The organism is Zhouia amylolytica, assembly GCF_900116365.1.
Classification (GTDB): domain Bacteria; phylum Bacteroidota; class Bacteroidia; order Flavobacteriales; family Flavobacteriaceae; genus Zhouia; species Zhouia amylolytica.
In genome coordinates, this window is record NZ_FPAG01000002.1 from 1 (window position 1) to 25,433 (window position 25,433).

Annotated in this window: 30 protein-coding genes, 2 rRNA genes and 1 other RNA gene; 17 read left to right on the forward strand and 16 right to left on the reverse strand. The window is 35.7% G+C overall.

All coding sequences use genetic code 11. The features are described from left to right. The 6 genes from BM361_RS02500 to BM361_RS02525 form a co-directional block, all read left to right on the forward strand. Positions 1-115: ribosomal RNA gene (locus BM361_RS02500) — 23S ribosomal RNA — on the forward strand; the annotation flags it as partial. A gap of 87 nt (positions 116-202) precedes the next feature. Next, a 5S ribosomal RNA gene (gene rrf / locus BM361_RS02505) occupies positions 203-310 on the forward strand. 100 nt (positions 311-410) lie between these two features. Continuing rightward, on the forward strand, positions 411-1,715 hold the full coding sequence (locus BM361_RS02510) for a serine hydrolase domain-containing protein (protein ID WP_074976727.1): 1,305 nt from the start codon (positions 411-413) through the stop codon (positions 1,713-1,715). A 14-nt stretch (positions 1,716-1,729) separates the two neighbouring features. Next, entirely contained in the window at positions 1,730-2,353 is a 624-nt protein-coding gene (trhA, locus tag BM361_RS02515) for a PAQR family membrane homeostasis protein TrhA (RefSeq protein ID WP_038265568.1), read from the forward strand. Between the two features lie 101 nt (positions 2,354-2,454). Further along, the gene (locus BM361_RS02520; protein ID WP_074976729.1) at positions 2,455-3,018 is read left to right on the forward strand and encodes an REP-associated tyrosine transposase; all 564 of its coding nucleotides are present in this window, start codon (positions 2,455-2,457) and stop codon (positions 3,016-3,018) included. A gap of 80 nt (positions 3,019-3,098) precedes the next feature. Then, complete coding sequence (locus BM361_RS02525) at positions 3,099-3,506, forward strand: hypothetical protein (protein ID WP_139226591.1); 408 nt, start codon at positions 3,099-3,101, stop codon at positions 3,504-3,506. A 265-nt stretch (positions 3,507-3,771) separates the two neighbouring features. Here the strand turns inward: BM361_RS02525 and BM361_RS02530 are convergent, their stop codons facing one another. Both BM361_RS02530 and BM361_RS02535 read right to left on the reverse strand, forming a co-directional pair. Next, positions 3,772-4,200: a DUF4268 domain-containing protein gene (locus BM361_RS02530; protein ID WP_074976733.1), complete on the reverse strand. Its 429-nt coding sequence runs from the start codon at positions 4,198-4,200 to the stop codon at positions 3,772-3,774. Between the two features lie 5 nt (positions 4,201-4,205). Continuing rightward, the gene (locus BM361_RS02535) at positions 4,206-4,877 is read right to left on the reverse strand and encodes a ZIP family metal transporter (protein WP_038265183.1); all 672 of its coding nucleotides are present in this window, start codon (positions 4,875-4,877) and stop codon (positions 4,206-4,208) included. Between the two features lie 123 nt (positions 4,878-5,000). On the opposite strand from BM361_RS02535, the gene BM361_RS02540 reads away from it, so the two are divergent. Both BM361_RS02540 and BM361_RS02545 read left to right on the forward strand, forming a co-directional pair. Further along, positions 5,001-6,158 (forward strand): THUMP domain-containing class I SAM-dependent RNA methyltransferase, encoded by a 1,158-nt coding sequence (locus BM361_RS02540; protein WP_235444268.1) that lies wholly within the window; start codon positions 5,001-5,003, stop codon positions 6,156-6,158. A gap of 14 nt (positions 6,159-6,172) precedes the next feature. After that, positions 6,173-6,406, forward strand: a complete 234-nt coding sequence (locus tag BM361_RS02545) for a hypothetical protein (RefSeq protein ID WP_038265180.1) — start codon at positions 6,173-6,175, stop codon at positions 6,404-6,406. 3 nt (positions 6,407-6,409) lie between these two features. Here BM361_RS02545 and BM361_RS02550 read toward each other — a convergent pair whose 3' ends face one another. Genes BM361_RS02550 through rlmD form a run of 3 tightly spaced genes read right to left on the reverse strand, consistent with a single transcriptional unit; the run spans position 6,410 to position 9,072 of the window. After that, the gene (locus BM361_RS02550; RefSeq protein WP_038265178.1) at positions 6,410-7,153 is read right to left on the reverse strand and encodes a DUF6048 family protein; all 744 of its coding nucleotides are present in this window, start codon (positions 7,151-7,153) and stop codon (positions 6,410-6,412) included. Beyond that, complete coding sequence (locus BM361_RS02555) at positions 7,134-7,640, reverse strand: DUF6452 family protein (RefSeq protein WP_074976734.1); 507 nt, start codon at positions 7,638-7,640, stop codon at positions 7,134-7,136. Before BM361_RS02555 ends, BM361_RS02550 begins: the two co-directional genes overlap by 20 nt. A 10-nt stretch (positions 7,641-7,650) precedes the next feature. Then, positions 7,651-9,072, reverse strand: coding sequence for a 23S rRNA (uracil(1939)-C(5))-methyltransferase RlmD (gene rlmD, locus BM361_RS02560; protein ID WP_074976736.1), 1,422 nt, complete (start codon positions 9,070-9,072; stop codon positions 7,651-7,653). Positions 9,073-9,168: 96 nt separating this feature from the next. On the opposite strand from rlmD, the gene BM361_RS02565 reads away from it, so the two are divergent. Together BM361_RS02565 and rocD are read left to right on the forward strand one after the other, a co-directional pair. After that, on the forward strand, positions 9,169-10,128 hold the full coding sequence (locus tag BM361_RS02565; RefSeq protein WP_074976738.1) for a helix-turn-helix transcriptional regulator: 960 nt from the start codon (positions 9,169-9,171) through the stop codon (positions 10,126-10,128). Positions 10,129-10,266: 138 nt separating this feature from the next. Beyond that, a complete protein-coding gene (gene rocD, locus BM361_RS02570; RefSeq protein WP_074976740.1) occupies positions 10,267-11,511 on the forward strand; it encodes an ornithine--oxo-acid transaminase in 1,245 nt (414 codons plus the stop codon). Positions 11,512-11,539: 28 nt separating this feature from the next. Here the strand turns inward: rocD and BM361_RS17230 are convergent, their stop codons facing one another. After that, entirely contained in the window at positions 11,540-11,959 is a 420-nt protein-coding gene (locus BM361_RS17230; protein WP_074976742.1) for a DUF2752 domain-containing protein, read from the reverse strand. Next, on the reverse strand, positions 11,946-12,221 hold the full coding sequence (locus BM361_RS02580) for a CD225/dispanin family protein (RefSeq protein WP_074976744.1): 276 nt from the start codon (positions 12,219-12,221) through the stop codon (positions 11,946-11,948). Before BM361_RS02580 ends, BM361_RS17230 begins: the two co-directional genes overlap by 14 nt. A gap of 230 nt (positions 12,222-12,451) precedes the next feature. On the opposite strand from BM361_RS02580, the gene BM361_RS02585 reads away from it, so the two are divergent. Further along, positions 12,452-13,045: a DUF6134 family protein gene (locus BM361_RS02585; protein WP_074976746.1), complete on the forward strand. Its 594-nt coding sequence runs from the start codon at positions 12,452-12,454 to the stop codon at positions 13,043-13,045. Between the two features lie 109 nt (positions 13,046-13,154). Here the strand turns inward: BM361_RS02585 and BM361_RS02590 are convergent, their stop codons facing one another. From BM361_RS02590 to BM361_RS02610, 5 genes are all read right to left on the reverse strand, one after another. Then, positions 13,155-14,687 carry a bifunctional GNAT family N-acetyltransferase/carbon-nitrogen hydrolase family protein gene (locus BM361_RS02590; protein WP_074976748.1) on the reverse strand — a complete coding sequence of 511 codons (1,533 nt, stop codon included), beginning with the start codon at positions 14,685-14,687 and terminating at the stop codon, positions 13,155-13,157. A 132-nt stretch (positions 14,688-14,819) separates the two neighbouring features. Beyond that, positions 14,820-15,029 (reverse strand): YgaP family membrane protein, encoded by a 210-nt coding sequence (locus BM361_RS02595; protein WP_074976749.1) that lies wholly within the window; start codon positions 15,027-15,029, stop codon positions 14,820-14,822. A 55-nt stretch (positions 15,030-15,084) separates the two neighbouring features. Further along, positions 15,085-15,699, reverse strand: coding sequence for an alpha-ketoglutarate-dependent dioxygenase AlkB family protein (locus BM361_RS02600; RefSeq protein ID WP_074976750.1), 615 nt, complete (start codon positions 15,697-15,699; stop codon positions 15,085-15,087). 89 nt (positions 15,700-15,788) lie between these two features. Next, positions 15,789-16,112 carry a CCC motif membrane protein gene (locus tag BM361_RS02605; RefSeq protein WP_038265151.1) on the reverse strand — a complete coding sequence of 108 codons (324 nt, stop codon included), beginning with the start codon at positions 16,110-16,112 and terminating at the stop codon, positions 15,789-15,791. A gap of 23 nt (positions 16,113-16,135) precedes the next feature. Next, the gene (locus tag BM361_RS02610; protein ID WP_074976751.1) at positions 16,136-16,429 is read right to left on the reverse strand and encodes a DUF2752 domain-containing protein; all 294 of its coding nucleotides are present in this window, start codon (positions 16,427-16,429) and stop codon (positions 16,136-16,138) included. 133 nt (positions 16,430-16,562) lie between these two features. Between BM361_RS02610 and BM361_RS02615 the strand changes: the two genes are divergently transcribed. Further along, complete coding sequence (locus BM361_RS02615; RefSeq protein WP_074976753.1) at positions 16,563-17,108, forward strand: Smr/MutS family protein; 546 nt, start codon at positions 16,563-16,565, stop codon at positions 17,106-17,108. Here the strand turns inward: BM361_RS02615 and BM361_RS02620 are convergent. Beyond that, the gene (locus BM361_RS02620; RefSeq protein WP_074976755.1) at positions 17,098-18,021 is read right to left on the reverse strand and encodes a hypothetical protein; all 924 of its coding nucleotides are present in this window, start codon (positions 18,019-18,021) and stop codon (positions 17,098-17,100) included. The two genes, BM361_RS02615 and BM361_RS02620, sit on opposite strands and share 11 nt — an antisense overlap. A gap of 105 nt (positions 18,022-18,126) precedes the next feature. Here BM361_RS02620 and BM361_RS02625 point away from each other — a divergent pair, with 105 nt between their 5' ends. After that, a complete protein-coding gene (locus BM361_RS02625) occupies positions 18,127-19,275 on the forward strand; it encodes a cysteine desulfurase family protein (protein WP_038265141.1) in 1,149 nt (382 codons plus the stop codon). Positions 19,276-19,687: 412 nt separating this feature from the next. Here the strand turns inward: BM361_RS02625 and BM361_RS02630 are convergent, their stop codons facing one another. From BM361_RS02630 to BM361_RS02640, 3 genes are all read right to left on the reverse strand, one after another. Next, positions 19,688-20,077 (reverse strand): DUF302 domain-containing protein, encoded by a 390-nt coding sequence (locus BM361_RS02630; RefSeq protein WP_074976757.1) that lies wholly within the window; start codon positions 20,075-20,077, stop codon positions 19,688-19,690. Between the two features lie 198 nt (positions 20,078-20,275). Further along, positions 20,276-20,911 (reverse strand): hypothetical protein, encoded by a 636-nt coding sequence (locus tag BM361_RS02635; protein ID WP_038265134.1) that lies wholly within the window; start codon positions 20,909-20,911, stop codon positions 20,276-20,278. Between the two features lie 93 nt (positions 20,912-21,004). After that, on the reverse strand, positions 21,005-22,693 hold the full coding sequence (locus BM361_RS02640) for a M23 family metallopeptidase (RefSeq protein ID WP_074976759.1): 1,689 nt from the start codon (positions 22,691-22,693) through the stop codon (positions 21,005-21,007). A 166-nt stretch (positions 22,694-22,859) separates the two neighbouring features. Between BM361_RS02640 and BM361_RS02645 the strand changes: the two genes are divergently transcribed. From BM361_RS02645 to rny, 4 genes are all read left to right on the forward strand, one after another. Further along, positions 22,860-23,150: a hypothetical protein gene (locus BM361_RS02645; protein WP_038265128.1), complete on the forward strand. Its 291-nt coding sequence runs from the start codon at positions 22,860-22,862 to the stop codon at positions 23,148-23,150. 13 nt (positions 23,151-23,163) lie between these two features. Continuing rightward, positions 23,164-23,457, forward strand: coding sequence for a cell division protein ZapA (locus BM361_RS02650; protein ID WP_038265125.1), 294 nt, complete (start codon positions 23,164-23,166; stop codon positions 23,455-23,457). Positions 23,458-23,518: 61 nt separating this feature from the next. Beyond that, a non-coding RNA gene (ssrS, locus tag BM361_RS02655) (6S RNA) lies at positions 23,519-23,627 on the forward strand. A gap of 48 nt (positions 23,628-23,675) precedes the next feature. Then, positions 23,676-25,241 carry a ribonuclease Y gene (rny, locus tag BM361_RS02660; protein WP_038265122.1) on the forward strand — a complete coding sequence of 522 codons (1,566 nt, stop codon included), beginning with the start codon at positions 23,676-23,678 and terminating at the stop codon, positions 25,239-25,241. The last annotated feature ends 192 nt before the right edge of the window (positions 25,242-25,433 follow it).

A 25,433-nucleotide genomic window follows, 5' to 3' on the forward strand; every position in this document is an offset into this window, starting at 1 on the left:
CACAAGATGAGATTTCTTTAAAGGGTCGTTGGAGATGACAACGTTGATAGGCTATAGGTGCAAGTGCAGTAATGCAGGTAGCCGAGTAGTACTAATTACCCGTAAGCTTATGTACTGATTCTTTTTCTTTTGTTGCTAAAACTTATAATTTTTATCTCAATATGTTACCTTATTAGAGTTGGCTACAAGTCAATCAAAGACTTAAGGTGGTTACAGCGGTGGGGCTCACCTCTTCCCATTCCGAACAGAGCAGTTAAGCCCACCAGCGCAGATGGTACTACGAAAGTGGGAGAGTATGTCGCCGCCTTCTTTTAGAAAACCCTTTATCACTACGATAAAGGGTTTTTTTATACCCGAAATCTAGCGATTACCCAGAGATCTTTTTAAATTGCACGGAAAGAACTGTGCCAATGAAACTTCACATCAATCTTTTCTTTATCCTTTTAACTGGTAGCTTAGGATTTGCTCAGGATCATTCTAAAGAATTAGTCTATAATACTCCAAATAGTCAGGGTCTTGATAGCGCCTATATTTATCATAAAGTAGATTCTATAATGACCAGGGGAATACATGAAAGAGCATTTCCGGGTGCCCAGCTCCTTGTCGCTAAAAACAATGCCATTATTTATCATGAAGCTTTTGGTTATCATACCTATGATAGTCTTCATGCAGTATCTAAAAAGGATCTGTACGATTTAGCTTCTGTTACCAAAATAGCCGGACCGCTACCTGTTTTAATGCAGCTTCACGATCAGGGAAAATTGGATTTAGATCAAAATTTTAGTTACTATTGGAAACCCTGGCGGCATAGAAAGGATAAAAAGGAGTTAACTGTACGTGAGGTTTTGGCTCATCAGGCAGGGTTAGAGCCCTATATTGTTTTTGCCTCGAAATTGATACGTAAAAATGGAAAATTGAAAAGAAGATTTGTCCGTCATCACTACAGCCACATATTTTCAGTTAAAATATATGATTCATTATACCTTCATAATAGATTCTATAGAAAAATGAAACGTATCATAAACAGATCAAATGTTTCTGATGAAAAGAAGTATAAGTATTCCGGATTGAGTTTTCTTTTGTACCCTGAAATTATTAAAAATATAACAGGTGTTGACTATGAAGATTATGTTACCGATAGTATCTACAGACCTATGGGAGCTAACACCCTAATGTTCAATCCTACAGGGAAGTATCCTGATAGCCTAATCGTGCCAACAGAGATTGATAACATATTTAGAAATAAAACGGTGCATGGATGGGTTCATGATGAAAATGCGGGTTTAATGGGAGGAGTATCCGGGAATGCTGGTTTGTTTGGCACAGCCCTGGATTTGGCTAAACTCATATATATGTACCAAAATATGGGAGTTTATGGTAACAAGCGCTATATTTCCGAGGCCACAATGAAAGAATTTACGAAAGCACAATATGCAGAGAATGATAATAAAAGGGCATTGGGATTTGATAAACCGTTATTGAACAATAGTGAATTGAGTATCTCCCAGGCATCCCCGGCACCCGAGGTAAGTCCTAATAGTTTTGGACATGGAGGCTTTACAGGAACTTATGTATGGGCAGATCCCGATAATAACTTGCTATTTATATTTCTAAGCAACCGGGTTTATCCCAACAGATCACATCGGGCTTTGTATAACTTGAATATTCGCCCCTCTCTACAGCAGGTATTTTATCGTGCCGATGAACATGAATGATGTATCTTTGTATCATGGATCAGACAAGAAAAGAGGAGTTTTGGAACGCGATGTCACATGGAGTAGGGATTATTTTAGGTATCATTGGCCTGGTCTTTTTACTCCTTACAGATTCTGATAAAACACCGTATAGTACACTCAGTATAATTTTATATGCGATTTCAGTTATCGTTTTGTTTTCTGCATCAACTATCTATCATGCGGTGGAAGATTTAGAGCTCAAACAAATGTGGCGGAAAGCAGATCACATCAGTATTTATTTTTTGATAGCAGGTACTTATACCCCTGTTTCCCTGATAACCCTTGAGAACGGATCGGGATGGTTGATATTCGGTGTGGTATGGGCAGTGGCCATATTAGGTACGGTTCTAAAGGTTTTTTTTACTGGTAAGTATGAAATCTTTTCTTTGTTATTATATCTCTTCATGGGATGGCTAATTATTTTCGATATACAGGATTTGATTGCAAATGTTTCCCAACTGGGTTTAAATCTATTAATGTTAGGTGGAGCCTTTTATACCCTCGGCACAGTGTTTTATGCCATAAAAAAAATACCATATAATCATGTTATATGGCATTTCTTTGTCTTGGGAGGTGCAGTGTCGCACTACTTCTTTATTTTACTTGAGGTTATTTAAAAATTGAAAAAGAAATCTTCAATATCTCTGCTGCCACACGAATCCTTTCGTGTGGTAGATTAAGCTAAAAAACCACGAAACATTTTCATTATATTTAGAGTATGAGCAGGAATTATAAATTTCATAATCCCGAAGGCTTATATTTTGTAAGTTTCGCGGTAGTAGGTTGGTTAGACGTTTTTACCCGTAATGAATACAAAAATATTTTATTGGATAGTTTGTCATTTTGCCAACAAAATAAGGGAATGGAAATTATAGCATGGTGCATCATGTCAATTCATGTACATTTAGTGTTTAGAAGTATAAATGGAGAAAAACCAGAACAGATATTAGGTGACTTTAAGCGCTTTACAAGCAAGACATTTGTTGAAGTTATTAAGGATAATATTCAGGAAAGCAGAAAAGAGTTTTTGATAAATGAATTCAAGAAAGTAGCAAAAAGGTCATCTAATGTTAAGAATTATCAATTTTGGAGACATGACAACAAACCTATTGAACTATGGAGTAACAAGGTTGTCAAACAAAAGATGAATTACATTCATCAAAACCCTGTAGAGGCTGGATTGGTATTTAGACCAGAAGATTATGTCTATAGCAGTGCGGTGGATTATGCGGGAGAAAAAGGTTTAATAGAAAATGTAGTTGTCTTTAAATCTTATGATTAAATTATAATTCAGCCCACACGAAAGGATTCGTGCGGTAGCGAGGAGGTATATATCCCATGTTAACAGTTATAAATAAAATTATGTTAAAGAAATTATTTAAGAAAAAACCTAAGACAATTAGAGAGTATTTAATTTTAGTAGAAAAGAAGCCAGCTTTAAATTTTCAATTAGATATTATTCGAAATAATTTAGTCGAAATTCAAATTACAAGGCAGAGGATGTTGAATAAGTTTGGTTTGAGTGAACAAATTTCTAATGGAATTGGAATTTCTATAGCATTTACTGATGATAGAAATCAAGATTTAGAAAGGTTTCAGAGGTCAGATTTAATGAAAAAAACTATTCATTTAAAAGAATTTCCTAGAGCTTATTTTTTCATGTGTGATAATGATTCTCAAAAGGTTATAAATTTATTAAGTGAAATTCAGAAAAAAGTGTATGGATATACAGATAAAACAATTTATGGATATAGATTTATAAGGCATTAATTTTCGGCCTCTATATCATTATGCGAAGTCTCCTGACTTAGCGGAGATTCGTGCGGTAGCGGAGTGGATTATGCGGGAGAAAAAGGTTTAATAGAGAATGTAGTTGTCTTTACACCTTATGATTAAGGTTTAATTCAGACCACACGAAAGGATTCGTGCGGTAGCGAGGAAGTGCTTAAAATTAAAAATAAAAAAGCAATTAGAAGGGTAATTCTTTTAGTCATACATTAGAACGATTAGTTTGCTCTAATATAGTACATTTTCGTTAAGATTTTATAAAGTCCTCAAAATCAGTATAGAATTCTTCGAATTTTTGCATGGTTTCATTTAAGAAAACCATAGTTTCCTGCCAGGTATTTTTATTATGTATACAGACATTATCTAACTGCACGTAGACTCTCGAAATTTCTTTGCCATTTTCTAAAAAATAAATGTCTTCATAAATGGCTTTTGGAAGGTAATTCTCGGTTAATACTTTTTTTAAAGATTCTAATTTTTCATAATATTTAATCCTGTTCTCAAGATTGTCATCTTCAATGTCAAGGGAAACGATTGCTTTTTTGGTATCGAAATGAAATTTAAATGAAAAGTCTTTGATTTTGGTATTATATAGAATCCATTTTCTGGGAAAGGATTTGCCAAATGAAATCCAGAACTCTTGTCTTATTTTTTTTGATTGTTCTCTGCTAAACATTGCCCCTAAATAATGTATGCTGTTAATATACCAATAATAATGACCACAAGTTTATTGGCATTGAACTTATGTCCTTCCGAACTTTCAAAAAGAATGATAGTTGATATATGAAAAAAGATACCTATAACCACTGCTGAGATCTGAGTATAATAGGTTTTAAAGAATGGTACTATCTCCGATAAAAAGGTTCCTATAGGGGTCATTAATGAAAATAATATTAGAAAGCCCGCTACCTTACCCTTTGATATCTGGGCTTCCAAAAAGAAGGTCGTTAAAATAATGGCAATCGGTAATTTGTGAACGATAATACCATATACCAAACTGTCATGACTATGTATAGGGAACCCTTCCAGAATGGCATGAATACTTAAACTGATAAATAATAACCAGGGAAAATGCAGCTTTTCACTCTGATGGTGCATATGTCCATGCTCAGCTCCCTTCGAAAAGAATTCCAGAAATATCTGGAGTAAAATCCCTGCCATAATGCAAATTCCAATCGTTTTTGCATTACCATGATGATAAACCTCGGGAAGGAGGTCAAATACTGTTAATGAAAGTAAAAATGCACCACTGAAGGCTAATAATAGTTTTAATGATTGTTTTAATTGAGGTTTAACTAATATTACAAAAGCAAAACCCGCAAGAACAGTAACGATCGGTAATATGTAATTCATTATATCGATAAGCTTCAGATGTGTAAGCAGTGTTTATTTATAAATGGAAAAACTAAACTATTTTAGAAGAACTAAAATAAGCAGCTAAATTAATGTATTTTTGCCTTTTTACAGACGATATTTATGAGTAATAATTATAAAATGGTAGCCAAAACACTTTTTGGCTTTGAAGAATTACTAGCCAAGGAATTGCGTAACCTTGGAGCGCTAAATGTAACCAAGGGGGTTAGAAGTGTGTACTTTGAAGGAGACAAAGGGTTTATGTACAAGGCAAATTTAAGTTTAAGAACAGCGCTTAAAATTTTAAAGCCCATAAAGAGTTTCAAAGTTTTTAATGAAAAGGATTTATATAATAAGGTGCAAAGTATAAACTGGAGCGAATACCTCTCTGCTCAAAATACCTTTGCTGTAAATGCTTCTGTTAATTCTAAGGCGTTTACACATTCTCATTATGTGGCACTAAAGGCCAAAGATGCTATCGTAGATAAATTCAGAGAACAGGAGGGAGTAAGACCTAGTATAGATCTCAAACATCCGGACTTAAGAATAAATGTACATATCCAGGAAAAAGAATGTACCATATCTCTTGACAGTTCGGGCACCTCATTACACCAAAGAGGTTACAGACTGGCTACTAATATGGCACCTATCAGTGAAGTTTTGGCAGCTGGAATGATCTTGATGAGTGGATGGGATGGGCAATCTGACTTTTTTGATCCGATGTGTGGTAGTGGTACATTGGCGATCGAAGCTGCAATGATAGCTTGTAATATACCTGCCAATATTAATAGAAGAGAATTTGGGTTTGAAAAATGGAGGGATTATGATGAGGAATTGTTTGAAAAAATCACAGAGAGTTGCCTGAATAAAACACGAGAGTTTCACTATAAGATATATGCCTCTGATAGCTCAGCAGCCACCTTGCTCAAAGCGAAAGCGAATGCCAAAAATGCTAACCTAAATGAATATATAACATTTGACAGGAAAGACTTTTTCAATTCTGAAAAGCCGACAGAAGAAAAGTTGCATATTGTATTTAATCCACCGTATGATGAACGTCTTGATGTAGATATTGAAACGTTTTATAAAAGTATTGGCGACACGCTTAAGCAAAATTACTCAAATACTGATGCCTGGTTTATTACCGGGAATATCGAAGCATTAAAACATGTAGGGTTGAGACCTTCTAAAAAGATTAAGTTGTTTAATGGTAAGCTGGAAAGTCGCTTGGTTAAGTACGAGATCTACGAAGGAAGTAAAAAAGCAAAGTATAATAAGTAATAGAAATAAGCAGTATGAAACTTAAAAATAAAGCACTCTTATACAACTTTATCGGATTTTTAATTTTCTTTTTGATCATACGATTTTCATTGCATGCATTTACCAGTATAAACTATATAGTTATAGCGCTGGTAGCTGGTTTTGGGGCTATTTTTTTAGCACCCAAATTTGCGGTGGTATACCATGGGAAAAAGGAAAAATTAATGATGAAATGGATTTTTATGAAAGGGGTAAAAGAGATTGAATAAATACTACTTTTTACCCTCTTTATCTTCTTTTTTACTTTTTTTCGCTTTTTTGAATATAGGAACGAAATAAGTCAAAGAATAGTTGTATCCGATTCCGAAATTACTACCATCCGTAACTTTGTTGAAACCCGGAATGTATAGGTTTGGGAATTGAGTTGCTTCGGTTTGGTTAACAAGGTAATTTAATCGTACGCTGGCTCCCAGATAAACATTCTTTAATACCTCGGCCTTAACACCAAATACAAGTTCAGCCCACTGGGCGGTTAAACCATCATATTCCCCAAGGAGGTTCTCACCTGAAGTGGTTCCTTCATTCCAGTATTGATCAACATTGTAGATTCTGTAATCTAATAATTCCTGGGTAAAGGTACTAACCCCAACTCGAAAACCTGTATAAATTAGATTTTGCATTCCATACCAGTTCTCATAGGTGTTATAATCTATTCCTGCTTTAATATATGAACCTGTGGTGTTGAAATTATAAAGGTCCTCTTCAGTAAACTTCTCTTCAGAGCCGATTTCAGCAGCAAGGTATAGCTTTCTTGAAATTCGGAAGTCTCCTACCAGTTCGAGGCCTTTATAATTATCATCAAGCATTGCTCGTACTGGTTTACTTAAATCTATTCCAACCCGAAGTCCATATTTATCTTTATGAACAACAGAATCTTTTTGAATTAATTTTTCTTCCTGAGCAGAAAGCAGGACACAACACAATAGAAAAGAAATATTAATGAAATATCTGTACATGCGCTTGATTTTGATTTTCTATATCTGTTGAAATAATACGAAGGCGAGAAACCCAGCCTTCAGTGCCACTGTCAGGTGTGTACCCTAAATTATTGTAATATGATACGTAGCCACAACCTCTTGAAATAAATACTTCTTCAGTCCCATAATTGAAAGTTAAGGTATCGATGACTCCGGTTTCACTACCTGTTTCATCAATCGCTGAATCCTTAATAAAGACAAACGAAGTACTGTTGGCAAAGGACTTCAAAGGAAGAACTACCGAGTCTGTTGTACTTAATGGCCAAGCATCAGTTTCTTGTCCAACTCCTATAATTCTTATATTGTTAACCAGTTTAGTTTCCTGAGGGTTGTCAGCATCGTAAAAGCGAATAACCAAGTTTGGTGTTATCGCTGAGTCAGGAGGACAAATATCATCTTTTTCACAACTTAGAACCCCAATAAAAATTAGAAGGATAATAAATGCAGGAAGGAAAATTTTCTTCATTTAAACACTTTTATATATTCTGCCTTTTTTCCAAAAGTACAACATTTTCTACATGATGTGTTTGTGGGAACATATCTACTGCCTGCACTTTAGTTACTTTATACATTTCATCCATTAGAGCCAGGTCTCTGGCTTGTGTAGCACTGTTACAACTCACATAAACCACTTTGTCAGGAGCTATATTTAAAATCTGTTGCACCACATCTTTATGCATCCCATCCCTTGGAGGATCGGTAATAATGACATCCGGCAATCCATGTGTATTTATAAACGCTTCGTTAAACACATTCTTCATGTCTCCCACAAAGAAATCAACGTTTTCGATACCATTTAATTGTGCATTAGCTTTGGCATCTTCGATGGCTTCCGGTACAGCTTCAACACCAATTACCTTCTTAGCATTTTTAGCTACGAATTGTGCAATGGTTCCAGTCCCGGTATACAGATCATATACCAACTCGTTACCTGAAAGGTCTGCAAAATTGCGAGCTACCTTGTATAGTTCATATGCCTGATCTGAATTGGTTTGGTAAAACGATTTTGCGTTTATTTTAAATCTCAGGCCTTCCATTTCTTCATAAATATGATCACGACCATGGTAAAGCACTACTTCTTGATCGTAAATGGTATCGTTGGCTTTCTGGTTAATAATGTATTGTAGGGAGGTTATTTCCGGAAATTCTTGTTTTAAATAATCCAGAAGCAGCTCTCTTTGATCTTTATTATCATCATAAAACTGGATCACGACCATGATTTCTCCGGTAGAAACAATCCGAAGCATTAATGAACGGAGTAGTCCGGCATGTTCTCTCGGATTAAAAAACGTCAGGTCATTTTCGTTTGCAAAATGTTTGACGATCAATCTAATAGCATTTGAGGGGTCTTCCTGTAAATGACATTTCTTCACATCGAGAATCTTATCCCAAGCTCCAGGAATATGAAAGCCTAAGGCATTCCTACTATCGATTTCATCTCCACTTTCAATTTCCTCTCGGGTAAGCCATCGCGCATTACTAAACGCAAATTCCATTTTGTTTCTGTAAAAATATTGCTTTTCAGAACCTAGAATAGGAGAAACTTCCGGGAGCTCTATATGTCCCAAACGCTTTAAATTATTCTCAACTTCTTTTTGTTTGAAGAATAGTTGATGCTCATATCCCATATGTTGCCATTTACATCCTCCACAAACACCGAAGTGTTCGCAAACAGGTTCTGTCCTTCTATCGGATAGAGAATGAAAATTAATGGCTTCCCCTTCTAAAAATCCACGACGTTTTTTGAAGATTTTAACATCTACTATATCACCTGGAACAGCATTTTTTATAAAAATAACGCGTCCCTCATCCGTTCGTGCAACTGCTTTTCCTTTTGCACCTGCATCAATCACTTCTATTTGTTCGAAAACAACGTTTTTATTTTTCTTTCTACTCATGCCGCAAAAATAGCAAAGTTTGAATGATAATCAGAGATAGTTAATAGAGCTTTTTCCGATTAAAGCGGTCTATATAATTTATATCTTTGAATTACTATGAACCGATTTGATCGCATTACTGCTATTTTAATTCAATTGCAGTCTAAAAAAATTATAAAAGCTCAAGACCTTGCAGAACGATTTGAGGTTAGCCTGCGTACCATTTACAGAGATATTAGAACTCTGGAAGAGGCAGGTGTTCCACTTTATGGAGAGGCAGGGATGGGCTATTCTATTGTGGAGGGGTATCGATTGCCTCCTGTTATGTTTAGTAAAGAAGAGGCAACCGCCTTTGTGGCTGCTGAGAAGTTGATGGAAAAGTTTTCTGATCATGCCATAAGAAGACATTTTCAATCGGCGATGTTTAAGGTGAAATCTGTTTTAAGAGGTACTGAGAAAGATTTGGTGCAAAGTTTGGAAGATCACATTCTTGTTAAACAGCGTAGAGAACAAAAGCCATCGGTTGATAATGTTCTTGAATTGCTGTTTAAAGCCATTGCGGAAACCAAGGTGTTGGAGATCTCATATGCCGGATTTGCCAAAGAACATATTGTAAATAGGGTTATAGAGCCTGTTGGGGTTTATCATGAGAATGAATATTGGTATACGTTAGCCTATTGCCAATTAAGGAATGACTACAGAAACTTTAGAATTGACAGGGTTAGAGATATAAGCATGTCTGAAATAAACAGGGTGTCAAAACAAATAACACTGGAAGAATATCAGGAAGCATACGCAAAGAAAAATCAAAAAAAGGATGTTCAAAAGGTAATTATTAGGGTTGAGAAATCGGCTGTTCCTTATATTCAAGATCAAAGGTGCTTTTATGGATATACTTCAGAGCGAGATTTGGGAGAAATGGTGGAGATGACTTTTTTTACACCCTGGGTGAAACAAGGTTTTCTGCGATGGTTTTTAATGTTTGCAGACCACGCGGAAATTGTTGAACCTCATTCATTAAAAGAAGATCTGAGTGTTACCATAGACAAGATTTCAGAAAAATTGAAAGCGTGTTAGTTAAATCTTAAAGGTGTTCTAAATTTGAAGTACAGACTATGGTGTTTCGAATAAGATTTACTAATTTGCACCCACTACAAAGGATGATTTCTCTCCAGAAGAAGGAATTGCTAAAGTATCACATTAAAAAATCAAGTAATGGCAGTAATGGAAAAATTAACCTCTCAAGATGCAATTGCTTTAGAAAATCAGTATGGAGCACATAATTATCACCCTTTACCAGTGGTGTTAAGTCGCGGTGAAGGCGTATTTATGTGGGATGTTGAAGGAAAAAAATATTATGACTTCTTATCTGCTTACTCAGCAGTAAATCAAGGGCATTGTAACCCAAGAATTGTCGGAGCTATGGTGGAACAGGCAAAAAAATTAACCTTGACTTCCAGAGCTTTCTATAACGACATGTTAGGTGTATTTGAAAAGTACGCCTCAGAATACTTTGGGTTTGACAAATTGTTGCCAATGAACACGGGTGCCGAAGGTGTTGAGACGGCTATTAAAATTTGTAGAAAATGGGCCTACGAAAAGAAAGGGATTCCGGAGCAAGAGGCTAAGATTATTGTTTGTGAGAACAATTTTCATGGAAGGACAACAACGATAATTTCTTTTTCAAATGACGAGGATGCCAGAAAGAACTTCGGACCCTATACACCTGGATTTATTAAAATACCTTATAATGATATAGAGGCTTTAAAAACAGCCCTTAAGAGCGAGAAGAACATAGCCGGATTTTTAGTTGAACCGATTCAAGGGGAAGCAGGAGTAAACGTTCCTGATGAAGGATTCTTAACAAAGGCTAAAGAAGCATGTACAGCGCATGAAGTGTTGTTTATTGCGGATGAAATCCAGACTGGAATAGCACGTACCGGGAAATTATTGGCAGTCGACCATGAAAATGTAAAACCTGATATGCTTATTCTCGGAAAGGCATTGAGTGGTGGCGTTTATCCTGTGAGTGCAGTATTGGCCGATGATGATATCATGAATGTGATTAAGCCCGGGCAACATGGAAGTACCTTTGGTGGAAACCCGGTGGCTGCTGCAGTAGCTATGGAAGCTCTAGAAGTCGTTAAAGATGAAAATTTGGCTGAGAGAGCAGAAACACTCGGGCAGCTCTTCAGAGAAGAACTTAATAACTACATAGAAAATAGTACTATTGTTAAACTCGTGAGAGGTAAAGGTCTCTTAAATGCTATTATTATTAACGACTCACCTGAAAGCTCGACTGCCTGGGATATTTGTATGGCGTTAAAAGAAAATGGATTGTTGGCAAAACCGACTCATGGGAATATTATACGATTTGCACCTCCTTTGGTAATGACCAAGGACCAGCTTCTCGATTGTGTTAATATTATTACCACGACATTAAAAACATTTGAAAAATAAGATTCATAACCGCCGAAAGGCGGTTTTTTTATGGAGCTAAATAATGAAATGGAGCCACTGGAATATTTCTAAATACCCAAAAAGAAAGAACAATAATTAATATAATTAGTGAAAACTTCGGGTGATCAAGAAGGTTTCTCTGAGGAGCTTTTTTATTTATTAGCTTAAAAAGGGATACATAAAAGTGATAGAGTAAAACAAAAGCTACCACAGGGATTAAAAGATTGTGTTTTAATCCATTCACCACGTTACCATTTAAATAATCATGAATAGCTCTTTGTGATCCGCAGCCAGGGCAATGGAGGCTGGTTAATGAATGAAACGGACATTTAGGAAAGAAGTCAATTTGACTCAAACTCGGATCGTAATAAAAATATAGGGATAACCCGCCAAGGCAGATAATCCCTATTAAACAATATATAACTATTCTTAGATTAGTAGTTGCCATTGGCCATAGCAGCAAAGAATGCGAATCCAAAAATTGCAATGTACAATACCCAGAATAACGCAGCAACGGCTATTGAAACGATAGCCCAGGTTTTGGCATTTTTAGAAGCGTTTGCAGCGCGATCGTATTCGCCCATAGCATAAGCAGAGTCAACTTTGGTTGCATAAACAATACTAACAATGCCAGCAGGCAAGCAACACAAAATGGTACTAATAATAGATAACGCTAGGTAATTTTTTGGTTTTTCAGGCTTATTTTCCATAAAATTGGTTTGTGTTTGTAAATACTCACGCAATATTAAGAATATTATTCTTAAAACTGTAGCATAATAAGTTTAAATGATAGTATGGAATGGTGGTAAATGCAGATGAGTTTGGGGAAGTGACTGGTAATCATAACGAAACTCAGTTCTCTTTGCTTTATGGGCAGAAGGACCTAAAAGTTTCTTTTAAATAGGAAATACTAGTTAATTTTAATCAGTATATTTATCATATGCAACACTTAGGTTTTTATATCATATTCGTTTTAGCAATGTTGAATTTCCCGACTGAGGAAAAGGTGTCTTTTGAGGTACTTCACCGAGATAAATCTATCGGTGTTCTTGAAGCTGTAAAGGAGACCTTTCATAAAGAAGTTGTGTATAATAATCATACCAGTATTGATACCCGAATTATTACAAAAATAGAGGTGAATTACGGCTACAATGTAACCTATGACAATAATGGATTGGTAGAGGCATCGGCTCAAATAAAATTTAATGGAAAAGAGCGTACCAATGCTCTTACAGAGAGAAAAGGGAAGAATTATTTATTCTTTAAAGATAATAATGAGCCGGAAAAGTTAGATCAGGAAATCGATTACAGTACAGTTAAACTCATTTTTGAGGAGCCAAAAAATGTGAATCGTGTATATGCAGAGGAACACGGTGAATTTCATTCTATAAAAAGAATTGCCTCAAACACCTATCTTAAGACGAGTCCTGATGGTAAAGAGAACACGTATTATTACAAAAACGGAATTCTGGAGAAGGCAGAAATTGACGGAGGTGTTATTAAATTTGTCATTAAGAGATTTCCCGATAGTTAGTCTTTAATATTCATTTTAGCTTGATGCAAGGGATCTGCACTTCGTGGTCCATTTCAACTCTTATTGTATACTATATTTATTTAAGTGATAATCAAGGTTACCGCGTTTATTACTTTGTTATTTTTTTGAGTTCGAATAAATCCGTTCTACGATCTTTTAAGTTACGCACGCTACCAAATTGATTTAACTCTCTTAGTAGATCAATATCTACATCGGCAATGAGTATCATCTCAGTATTAGGTGTGGCTTCGGCTTTTATTCCATTCGTAGGGAAGGCAAAATCACAAGGGGTAAATACCATAGATTGGGCGAATTGTATATCCATATTATGAACTTTTGGGAGATTCCCCACACTTCCGGCTATGGCAACATAACATTCATTTTCTATAGCTCTTGCCTGAGCGCAATGCCTTACCCTTGAAAAACCATTTTGTGTGTCGGTTAAGAATGGAACGAATAAAATGTCCATGCCTTCGTCAGCTAAAATTCTGCTTAGTTCCGGAAACTCAGAATCATAACAAATTAAAATTCCTATTTTCCCACAGTCAGTGTCAAAAGTTTTAATCTCAGATCCCCCTTGCATTCCCCATACTTTTTCTTCGTCTGGAGTAACATGTATTTTTTCATATCGTTCAATGGTTCCATCCCGTTTACATAAATAACCAACATTATAAAGTCTGTTGTTTTTAATTTCAGGCATGCTGCCGGAAATTATGTTGATGTTATAGCTTATGGATAATTCAGAAAACTTTTGAATAATGGTTTGGGTATGTTTAGCAAGCTCTCTTATGGCATCAGGTTCAGATAAATGATTGTTTTCGGCCATTAACGGAGCGTTGAAAAATTCTGGGAATAAGGCAAAGTCTGAACGATATCCTGAAACAGCATCTATAAAGTATTCTGCCTGCTGCATCAGCTCGTCAAGATTTTTATAAGGACGCATTTGCCATTGTATTAATCCCAACCGTACCACTTTTTTCCTTGTGGCCGCCTTTTTAGAGGGCTTTTCATAATAGATGTTATCCCATTCCAATAAAACGGCAAATTCATTCGACGCTTCATCTCCTTCTAAGTAGCCTTTCAATACTTTAGTCGGGTGAAAGTCATTTGAAATTTGAAAGTTCAGAACGGGGTCATGAATCTCTTTTCTTTTTACCTTTTCTATATATTCTTTTGGGGTCAGCTCCTCCTGGTATTTATGGTAATTTGGAATTCGCCCTCCGAAAGCAATACTTTTTAAATTTAACTTTTCACAAAGTTCTTTTCGGTAATCATAGAGTCGTCTACCCAGACGCATGCCCCGATATTCAGGTTTGATAAAAACATCGATACCATATAAAGTGTCTCCTTCAGCTGTATGGGTGTCAAAGGTGTAGTTCTTAGTGATATCTCTATAGGTGTGATTTTCGTCTAACTTATCTGAATCTATGATGATAGATAATGCGCAACCTGCTAGTTCACCATTGATTTTGATGACTACTTGTCCATCGGGAAACTTTTCAATTAAAGACTTAATATGGTGCTCTTTCCAATATGAGTCAGGCATTGTTTTATATGCCTCGATCATGGCCTCTTTGAGTTCCTGGTAATCTGAAAGACTTAAGTATTTTAGTTCAATATTTTCAATATCCTGCATTTTCATAACGCTATGTACTTACTTGAAGTGAACTTTAAAAATACGTAAATTTTGTCTCCAATCTACAGGCTCGATATAGCAAATATGAAACGTTCAGCATCTTTTTTTGTCTTGCCATGAATGAATGTAAAAAGAGCGTTATTTCTTTTTTGTTTTGCAGGTATTAATACCGAAGGGAAGATACAACGGGCATAAACTACAAAAGCTGGTCAGGACAAATATCCCAGCAAGAATCAATAGAATAATGCCAAGGGTACCGGTTATATATCCATTAAAATATAGTAAAGCAATAGCAATTGCTATTAATACTCTGATTAGCTTGTCAGTATTACCCATATTTCGTTTCATAATAAAATTATTGGTTAGATCTTTACAATTTAATGAAATTCAATTAAATAGTGTATTAAGGATGATCAATGATATTTCTAAACGTTAAATTTACTCTTGGTGTGAATTGTTTTTTAGTTGGAGGTAACCTGTGAAGCCAATGCTTTTGAGTAGTTCCTTTCATGAGCAATAGGCTTCCATGTTCTAAAATGATTGAAACTTTGTTGTTTTTTACTTTATGTTTAAATGAAAACCTCCTTTCTGCTCCAAAGCTTAACGAAGCGATAGCACCGTTCACTTTTAGTTCTTTTTCATTATCGCTATGCCAGGCCATTCCTTCACTACCATCATGATATAAGTTGGCGAGGCAGGAGTTATAGCTTTCACCTGTGATTTGTTCTGTTAGTTCTTTTATCTCCATCAAGACTTCATTCCAGGGGAGTGCTAATTTAGTGTTATTGGAGTAGGTGTATTTATATGGTCTATCCCCATACCAAGCTACTTTACGCTTTGTTTCTATTCGCTTTCCAAACATGACAACCAAATCGCGTTTCCAGGCAAGATGCTGGAGGAGCTTATCATAATACCTGTTTGCTTCGTCAAATGGGATGCAAACCCCATAATAATTTACGATGCCATCAAAGGGTAATATATTTTCTTTTTCATCCCTTATTTCAGAAAATAGATTCATGAATCGTGTAATTTGTGAAATGCTTAATTCTAAAATACAATAAAAAAAGCCCATCTAAAAAGATGGGCTTAGAAACATTATTTTTGTTTTTATTGTAATTGTTCTAACTGTTCCATGTATTGTTCCATTAATTCTTCATACATACCAGTGGACTTGGCGTAGATGTAAAAAGCAATGGCTAAAACACTCAAGACGATACCGATTATGGACAAAACTCTTCCAGTTTTAAGTTGCCCGTAGTTCGAATAGTTTTCTGGGTTTTCCCTATAGAGTTTTTCGTCCTTTTTGGCCAAGAATAAGCCAATACCACCAAGAACTAATCCCGCAAAACCATTTGTACAGCAGCATCCTATAAAGGATAAAATTCCGAGTACAAGGACAATGGTTGCGTTAGGTAATTTAGTCTGTTCCATAAATTAAAGGTTTATTAAGGTTATTAGATGAATTTTAAAATATAATTAGTGATAATAATGATAGCATTTATAATGGCTAAGGGGATTATAATTTTGGAAAAGTCTTTCTTTTTAGCCAGAATGTCTAAACCAATAAGTGTAAACATTAAAATTAAAGTGTAAATGGCAGGATACATTTTAAGAGCACCCAATAAATCACCTTCAAAAATTAATGAAACTGATCTTTGGATTCCGCATCCAGGACATTCAATGCCAAATAGTTTCTTGTTTAAACAAGGAAGCATGAATTCTTCAGGTGCTAAAAATATTAAGTTCATTCCCTTAACAATAATGATATTAATCAGGCTAAAGTTACTACTTTAATAAGAAAATTAGGCATGAAGGATTACAAATATAGGAGAGATGTTTAAATTTGGGATTTGAAAACAGCTCTTAAATTAATAAGGTTTTATGAAGTTTGAAGTTGGTGATTTAGTGGAGGTATTGGATGACGCTATTAAAGGAAAAGTGATAGCCGTACAAAATGACAATATTACAATAGAGACGGACGAGGGATTTGAAATAAGTCTAAAGGCAGGTGAGCTTATAAAGTTGAGTGAAGATTCTTATACCGTTTCCAATATTGAGGCTTTTCGGGCTCTGAACGAAAAGGAAGTTCAAAAAAGGAAACCTGTGAGGGTAAATAAAAGAGAAAAGCAACAACCTCCCATGGAGGTAGATCTTCATATTCATCAATTAACTTCTTCTACCAAGGGACTTACCAATCACGATATGTTGACCCTGCAGTTGGAAACTGCCAAACGACAATTAGAATTTGCCATCAGGAAGCGCATTCAGCGCATTGTTTTCATTCATGGGGTAGGTGAAGGAGTTCTTCGTACGGAGTTAGCTTATTTATTTGGCAGGTATAATAATATCAGTTATTATGATGCTGATTACCAAAAATACGGATTAGGAGCTACAGAAGTTTATATCTTCCAGAACACTACGGATTAAATGTGGGTGTGAATTCATCTACTTTTTCCCAACTTCCTCCATAGGTGCCATACAAATAGTTATCTACATCAAACTTAATCTCCTGGTTTTGATTTTCTAATTTAAAACCGTCGATCAAACTAATTTGATTGGTATATCTAAAGGAATAATCGTGAGGTCTGTATTGATTAATAACATTTTCTATAGCTGACTCTGTGGTTAAATAGGCAGGTACTTCTTCACCGTTTATTAATACTACATCATTTCCAGGTGCTAAATCTCCATTAGCATCCTCATTTCTTGTTAATACACCATCGCCATCGTCATCAGGATCTAAATAGTCAGGAGTGCCATCACCGTCAGTATCACGATATACATCACCTACTTTTACTGCTTCCGTACTTGTTAAAACATTATCACCATCATCATCAATATCCTTATAATCAGGAATACCGTCACCATCTGTGTCTGTTGATAATTCAGGATTTGAGACATCAAACCCTTCTTCTTCTGCACTTATTCCATCTTCGTCGTCTTCTTCAAGGGTATTCTGAATTTGTATAGTACCTGATGGGGCAGTCCATTCCTCAATAACCGTAGGTTCAATTGGGGGAATGGAGTTACAGAAATAATTTGATCCGGACACGCTGTTATTAAAAATTCGATAAACAACTCTGTTCGAAGTATTATTTATAGTGAATTCTTGAACTTGATCTGTGTTCGTTAAAATATCTTCATCAGTATCTATTTCTATGATCAAGGCTTCCTTGTTTTGATTTGCCAACTCATAAAAAACGTAATTGTTACATAATTGAACGGTTGAATCATCAAAATTTATGTCTTCTGTAATGAATTCGCCATCACTACAAGAGGTTATTACGATTCCTGTTAATATAGAAAAAATAGCAATGGCCAGAGGGAATCTAAGTGTCATAGTATAGTTGTTCAGAATTTTCATCAGCAACAAAAGTAACATTTTAAGGAATATTTATAACGTAATTGATTGCTAATAATTTTGTAATAATTAATTTTGGCCACTATGGAAAAGGTATATTTAGATAGTGCAGCAACCACTCAAGTGAGAGATGAAGTGATTGCTAAAATACAAGACTGTCTCGTTAACTGTTACGGGAATCCTTCTTCAACCCATAGTTTTGGAAGGGCAGCTAAGACTCGTGTAGAACAAGCACGAAAAACCATAGCCAAGCAACTAAATGCTAAACCGTCTGAAATTATTTTCACCTCTGGAGGAACAGAGGCAGATAATATGATTTTAAGATGTGCTGTAAGGGATTTAGGGATTCAAAAGCTGATTACTTCAAAAATAGAGCACCATGCTGTATTACATACTGCTGAGGAAATTGCCAGGGAGTATGGATTAATTTTACAGTTTGTTGAACTTGATGAAGAAGGTTCGCCAAGATTGGATCATTTAGAGGCGTTGCTTAAGGCAGATGATTCTAAGAAACTTGTGAGTTTGATGCATGTGAATAACGAAATCGGTAATATGATAGATATCGATGCGTTTGCTCAGGTGTGTAAAGATCATGGAGCGGTATTTCATTCAGACACAGTTCAATCTGTTGGTCATTGGGAATGGGATGTTCAGAAAACTCAGATTGATTTCTTAACGGCCGCGGCACACAAATTCCATGGGCCGAAAGGTGTTGGTTTTGCCTACATTAGAAAAGACTCAGGTTTGAGACCTTTTATTTTTGGTGGTGGTCAGGAGCGAGGTTCACGTGCAGGAACGGAATCTCTTCATAATATCGTTGGACTTGAAGAAGCTTTTACCCTGGCATATGAACATCTTGAGGAAGAGCGTAAATATGTTTCTGAATTAAAATCTCATTTTATTAAGAGGTTAAAGGAAGCATTGCCAGATGTTAAGTTTAATGGAAATTCAGCTGTTGAAGGTAAAAGTACCTATACTCTGGTGAATACCTGTTTACCTTTTTCAGCGGAGAAGGCGCAGCTATTATTGTTTCAATTAGACATGAAAGGGATAGCATGTTCTAAAGGAAGCGCTTGTCAGAGTGGTAGCAGTGCGGGCTCGCATGTACTTAGAGAAGTTCTTTCTGAAGAGGATCTACAAAAACCTTCGCTACGTTTTTCATTTTCTATGTTCAATACCAAAGAGGAGCTGGATTATGTTGTTGAGGTATTGAAAGAGTATGCGCATAGCTAGTCAATAAATTTAATAATATAAAAAATCGCAGAGCGAAGACGAATGTCTTCGCTTTTTGTTTTTAAGAGCGCTGGTGTTTTAGGGTGTTCCGTCAACCGGCTATGATGACCCTTTTAATTGATTTTAGGAGTTATGATGATCAAGAAGGGTATTATTAGCTGTTTTATCCATACACTATTCATACATTATCCATACTCTATCTATACTTTATCCATACTTTAGCACCGGGCCTAGACATCTTTTGGTATGGAGTAACTGTAATGTATTTACTCTGAGGGATTCCTCTTCAAATGGACAAGGGAAGTATGATTTTCAGGCTTACGCAGAGACACCATGATTCGCATAGACAGGCGTAACTTTTGTTATTTAAAAGTGCTAACAGGCTAGAAGGGAATAGAAATTAGTTCTTGAGTTAAACTGATGAAATCGCTTTGATTAGTTTATTTTGAACCTCAGAGGCTATTTCTTCCAGCTTGTCATTTTTTACAGCACTCATTGATTCGATAGGGTTGACCACTGCAACTTCAATATTTTTATTGTCTTGATCAATTATGATGACATTGCACGGAAGTAGTACCCCGATTTTATCTTCATTTTGAATGGCTTTATGAGCAAAATTTGGGTTGCAAGCCCCAAGGATTTTGTATTTTTTAAAATCAACGTCAAGTTTCTTTTTAAAAGTTTCTTTAACATCGATTTCAGTTAAAATTCCGAATCCTTCATTTTTTAATGCTTCTGTAACCAGGTCGATTACTTCATCGAATTCTTTTCCTTTTACTATGGTATTTGTGTAGTATCCCATAATCCAAATTTAAATTGTCAATTAAAAACAAGCTTGGTAAGGAATCGAGTGGGGGCACAATGATAGCTGATATCACTGTGGTGTAAAAGTATTAATAAATAGGCTATCAAATAAAGGATTTTAGATAAAGCCTAAAAATGTCCTGTGAACTACATCTGTATTTGACCTGGTTCATTAGGTATGAATAAAAAAAAGATTCTAATGTCTGTCGTAAGGGAACTTTCTGGCAGCTTTTTTCATCATAGTCTCAATAATAGCGATGGTGTTTTTACCAGATTTCCGTGTTATGGTATTTTCATATTTCCAGATAAGTTTACCTGTTGCTCCATCACTTACTTTGATTGCTATTTTGCCATAATCTGACTTTCCGGTAATAAAGGACATAAAATCATATGAAGTAGACACGCCTTCGGAAATAAGGGCACTTATTCTAAGATTACCATTGATAATACCATCCACCCCTAATATTTCAGCTAGTTCTTTAGTAGTGTAGATGTCGAGATTTTCATAGGTTATCCCGTTTTTTTCAAGAATTGCATTGGTGTTTTTTACGTTTTGGAAGCTAACACTAAAGTTCTTTCGCTTTTTACGTTTTAGAAAATAAGTTTCTAATGCATTTTGCACTGCGTAGGCTTCTTTTTCTTTAAGGCTAGCTGACTCTTCTGGTGTTAAATCATCGAAGTCAGTTATTTCTAAAAGGGTATCAAAGGGCAAGATTGCAAGAACTTTGTGGTCTTTGCTCAGATTTTCAAAAGTAGCACTCTGATATATCGTTTTTTGAGCACACACCGTTGTAGAAATTACAAAAATAAATACGTAAAAAAATGTTTTCAAGAGTTCTATTGTTTTTAAAAGTCTGCAATTCAGGCAGCGAAGCTACTATATCTTTTTATTAAATCCTGTTAATTAGCTATTAAATTTTAGTCATCATTCTTTTCTGAAGAAGGTGCCCTCCAGTGTGGTCGAATTTCCGGCATTATCGGTAACTTCAATAACCAGTTCATGTTTTGTTCCTTCAAGTTTCAGGTCGCTGAAATCGTAGGTAAGCAAGTTTTTCTTGTATTCGTATTCTGTTAAAATCCATTTTCCATCAATACTTGCTTTATAGTCTTTTATTCCGCTAAGATCATCGTAGATTTTGATTTTCAGGTACCGATAATTGGAAAGCCATTGTCCTTCTTTAAAATTATTGGGAATGATTCTGGGTGCAAGGCTGTCTCTAACCACTTTAAATTTACCCAGGTTTCGTGTTCTTGTACTTAACGTATTGCCCTTTCGATAGGTTGTTTGATAACCAGGCTGTCCATTTTTATCGAGATTTACGATAATTAAATCACTTTTATCTGCATCCGGATGATTGCTGATGTCAAAACTTAGGGTATATGTTTTTCGCACCGGAATCTGGTCATTGTGAATGGAGATAATGCCATTTTCTTCTTGTAAGTCAATAAAGAAGTTGTTGTAAAATGTATTTTGAGGAAAGAAAGCTTTGGCTTGTCCAATTTCATAGATATTATCTCTTCCGGCGATCAGGTAATGATCTGTTTGACTGTTTTCTGACTTATCTAAAACTTCCTGGTTTTTTCCTTCAATTGGGATCTTAATAAGGCTAATATTATTCTTGAAGTCTTTTACGGCTATTTCAACCATATAGTTCATTCCTTCTTTCACTTCGATGATGCCGTTATTAACCTTTTCATTGAAAATGCTTAACCTGGTATAAGGTTTTAAGAAGCATTGCTGTACTCTTTGTCCGTGAGTTGCATATCGCTCATAATCAATAAATGTATTGATATAGCGTGTTTCACTGAAAGAAAAGGTTTCGAAATCGTAACTGAAGTATGGGTTGCCATTAACTGTTAGATCGACGGCAAATACTCCATTCTTGTTATAGGTTTTATTTTGTCTGTCGTATGCGTTAAATCCAAACCCTATATTTCCGTGAGCACTTATTTTATCAGCTAAAAAACTACCATCCGGTTGTTTTGTGTAATTTAACTTGATAGGGTTGTTGGATTGATTGATGTTGCTTTTGTTGTCTAATGCATATCCGAAAAGTCCCAGGATTGTCGGTGGTTGATTATCTTCGACTTCCATTCCGAAATACATAGGGTTTATTGGCTTTTGTGAGGCGTCTCTTATTTCAAAGTGTAAATGTGGGCCTCCGCTACTACCTGAGTTACCACTATATCCAATTAATTCACCTTTATCTAATCTTAATTCTGAGGGTCTGGGAAAGGCTTCTACCTCATAAGATTGTTGGTTGTATTGAAGTTTTTTTACATAGGCTTCAATTTCGGGGGAGAATTTTTGCATATGCGCATAAACGGATGTGTAACCGTTAGGATGTTGTATGTATACCGCTTTACCATATCCATAATGTTGTATTTTTATTCTTGAAATATAACCTTCCCCAATAGCATGAACTGTTAATCCTTCTCGCCCCTGGGTTTTAATGTCTAATCCTGAATGAAAATGGTTGGATCGTAATTCTCCAAATGTCCCTGATAACAGGATGGGTATATCCAATGGGGACCTGAAGTAGCTTACAGGGTATTGGCGTTGGGCGAATAGAAATTGAGAAAATAATACAAATAGGGTAAGTGTTAAGCGCATAAGGTTTATTATTAGGCAGCTAATTTAATTAAATGGGTGAATTCAAAAAAAACGAACGTGTTAAAACCTTAATTAGTTTATTTTAGTTAATAAAAAATTAGATTCTTATTGCGAAGTATCAACAGGTATGTTAACTTTGTAAAGTTGTGTATTGAAATTTGTGTGCATGAGTGAGCTTATCGAAATAGTTGATTCTCTTGAAAATAAGGTCAGTAAACTGCTCCATAAAATGGATGTTTTAAAGCAGGAAAATCAGTCTTTAAAAGAGGAATTGGCCATAGCAGAGAAATCGAAACACTCCCTACAGAGAACCATAATTGAGTGGGAGGAAAAATATAATTCGCTCAAAGTCGCAAGTTCAATGCTTGGCAGTAATGAACATAAAACTGAAACGAAACTTAAAATAAATACTTTAATTCGGGAAATAGATCATTGTATTGCTCAGCTTTCCGAATAACGTTCTAAGCATAATGGATCAAAAACTTAAAATTAAGTTGACTATAGCAGACAGAGTGTATCCTCTAACGATAGATCCAAGCCAGGAAGAAGGTTTGAGAAAGGCTGCAAAGAATATAGAAGACTTAATTAAAAAGTTTGAAAAGAATTATGCCGTGCGTGACAAGCAAGATGTACTCGCCATGTGTGCATTACAATTTGCTTCTCAGCTGGAACAACAAAGTATCGATGAGGATAATGATAATGTTGAAGCTATAGATCGTTTAAAATCGCTAAATCAAATATTACTTCAGCATTTCAATTCATAAAAATGTTCTTTTAAATAAAAAGTATTGTTACTGCCTACATTGGAGATAATTTTTTTGACGAACTCAACACTATACAATTAAAAAAGGTGAGTTTCTGTTGTAAAAGCATGCCGTCCTAGTAACGGATCCTTGATCAGCGGGGTAGCCTTAAACCTGTTTTTCAGGAGTTTGTACAAAAACATTCCGATGTAGGCTTTTTTTTTAAACCAAAATTAAAGATGGATAGCACGTTAACACTCGCAATTATAGGCGTAGTAGGACTAGTATTAGGATTTGTAGTGGCAAAGATGATGGAGAAGAGCAATGCTTCAAAAACACTAAGCAATGCTAAAAAAGAGGCAAATACTATTATTAAGGAAGCCACTACGGAAGGAGAAAGTATTAAAAAAGATAAAATACTTCAGGCCAAAGAAAAGTTTCTGGAATTAAAATCCGAGCATGAGAAAGTAATTATTTCCAAGGATAAAAAAATAGCAGAGGCGGAAAAGAGGGTCAGAGATAAAGAATCACAGGTGTCTAATGAGATCGCTAAGAATAAGAAGTTATCTGATGAGTTACAGCAGAAGTCAAATGATTATGATTACAGATTAAATCTTCTTGATAAAAGACAGGCTGAGGTAGAAAAGTTACATAAAAGTCAAGTAGAACAGCTAGAGGTAATCTCAGGTCTTTCTGCAGAGGATGCCAAGTCGCAATTAATGGAGTCTTTAAAATCAGAAGCTAAGAGCGATGCGATGACTTTCATTCAGAACACCATGGAGGAGGCGAAGCTTACTGCTCAGCAAGAGGCTAAAAAAATTGTTGTAAATACGATACAACGTGTTGGGACGGAAGAAGCAATAGAAAATTGTGTTTCTGTATTCAACCTTGAGTCTGATGATGTTAAGGGAAGAATTATCGGTAGAGAGGGAAGAAATATCCGAGCCTTAGAATCTGCCACCGGTGTTGAGATTATAGTAGATGATACACCAGAAGCCATAATCCTTTCTTGTTTTGATTCTGTTAGAAGAGAGGTGGCGAGATTATCATTGCACCGATTGGTTACGGATGGACGTATACATCCTGCGAGAATTGAAGAAGTTGTTAATAAAGTATCTAAACAAATCGAAGAAGAAATTATAGAGGTTGGTAAACGTACTGTAATTGATCTTGGAATTCACGGATTGCATCCTGAATTAATCAAGGCCGTGGGTCGTATGAGATACCGTTCTTCTTATGGTCAAAACTTGTTGCAACACTCCAGAGAGGTTGCGAAGTTATGTGGTACTATGGCAGCGGAGCTTGGACTAAACCCTAAACTAGCGAAGAGAGCTGGTTTATTACACGACATAGGTAAGGTTCCGGAAAATGAAACTGAGGTGCCTCACGCTATTTTAGGTATGGAATGGGCTGAGAAATATGGAGAGAAACCTGACGTGTGTAATGCTATCGGAGCCCACCATGATGAGATCGAAATGAAATCATTGATAGCTCCTATTGTTCAGGTTTGTGATGCTATTAGCGGAGCACGACCTGGTGCCAGAAGACAGATTTTAGATTCATATATTCAACGTTTAAAAGAACTGGAGGAGACGGCCTTTGCTTTTAACGGTGTTAAAAAGGCCTATGCAATACAAGCAGGTAGGGAATTAAGAGTTATTGTAGAGAGTGAGAAGGTGTCTGATGATAAAGCTGCAGAACTTTCGTTTGAAATATCTCAAAAGATTCAAACTGATATGACCTATCCAGGACAAGTAAAAGTAACGGTTATCAGAGAAACCAGAGCTGTGAATATAGCTAAATAACAAGAGGGTTTTTATTTATAACCATTAAAAAAATAACGGAAAAAGCATCGAATCATCGATGCTTTTTTTTGTATAATATCTTTCCTATAACCTTTTTTGATATCAAAACAATGGCTGGATTTTAAGTGTCGAGCTATTTTTTAAATACAGCTTATCTAATAGTTGTTTATCAATGATTATTGGTTTGTGTAT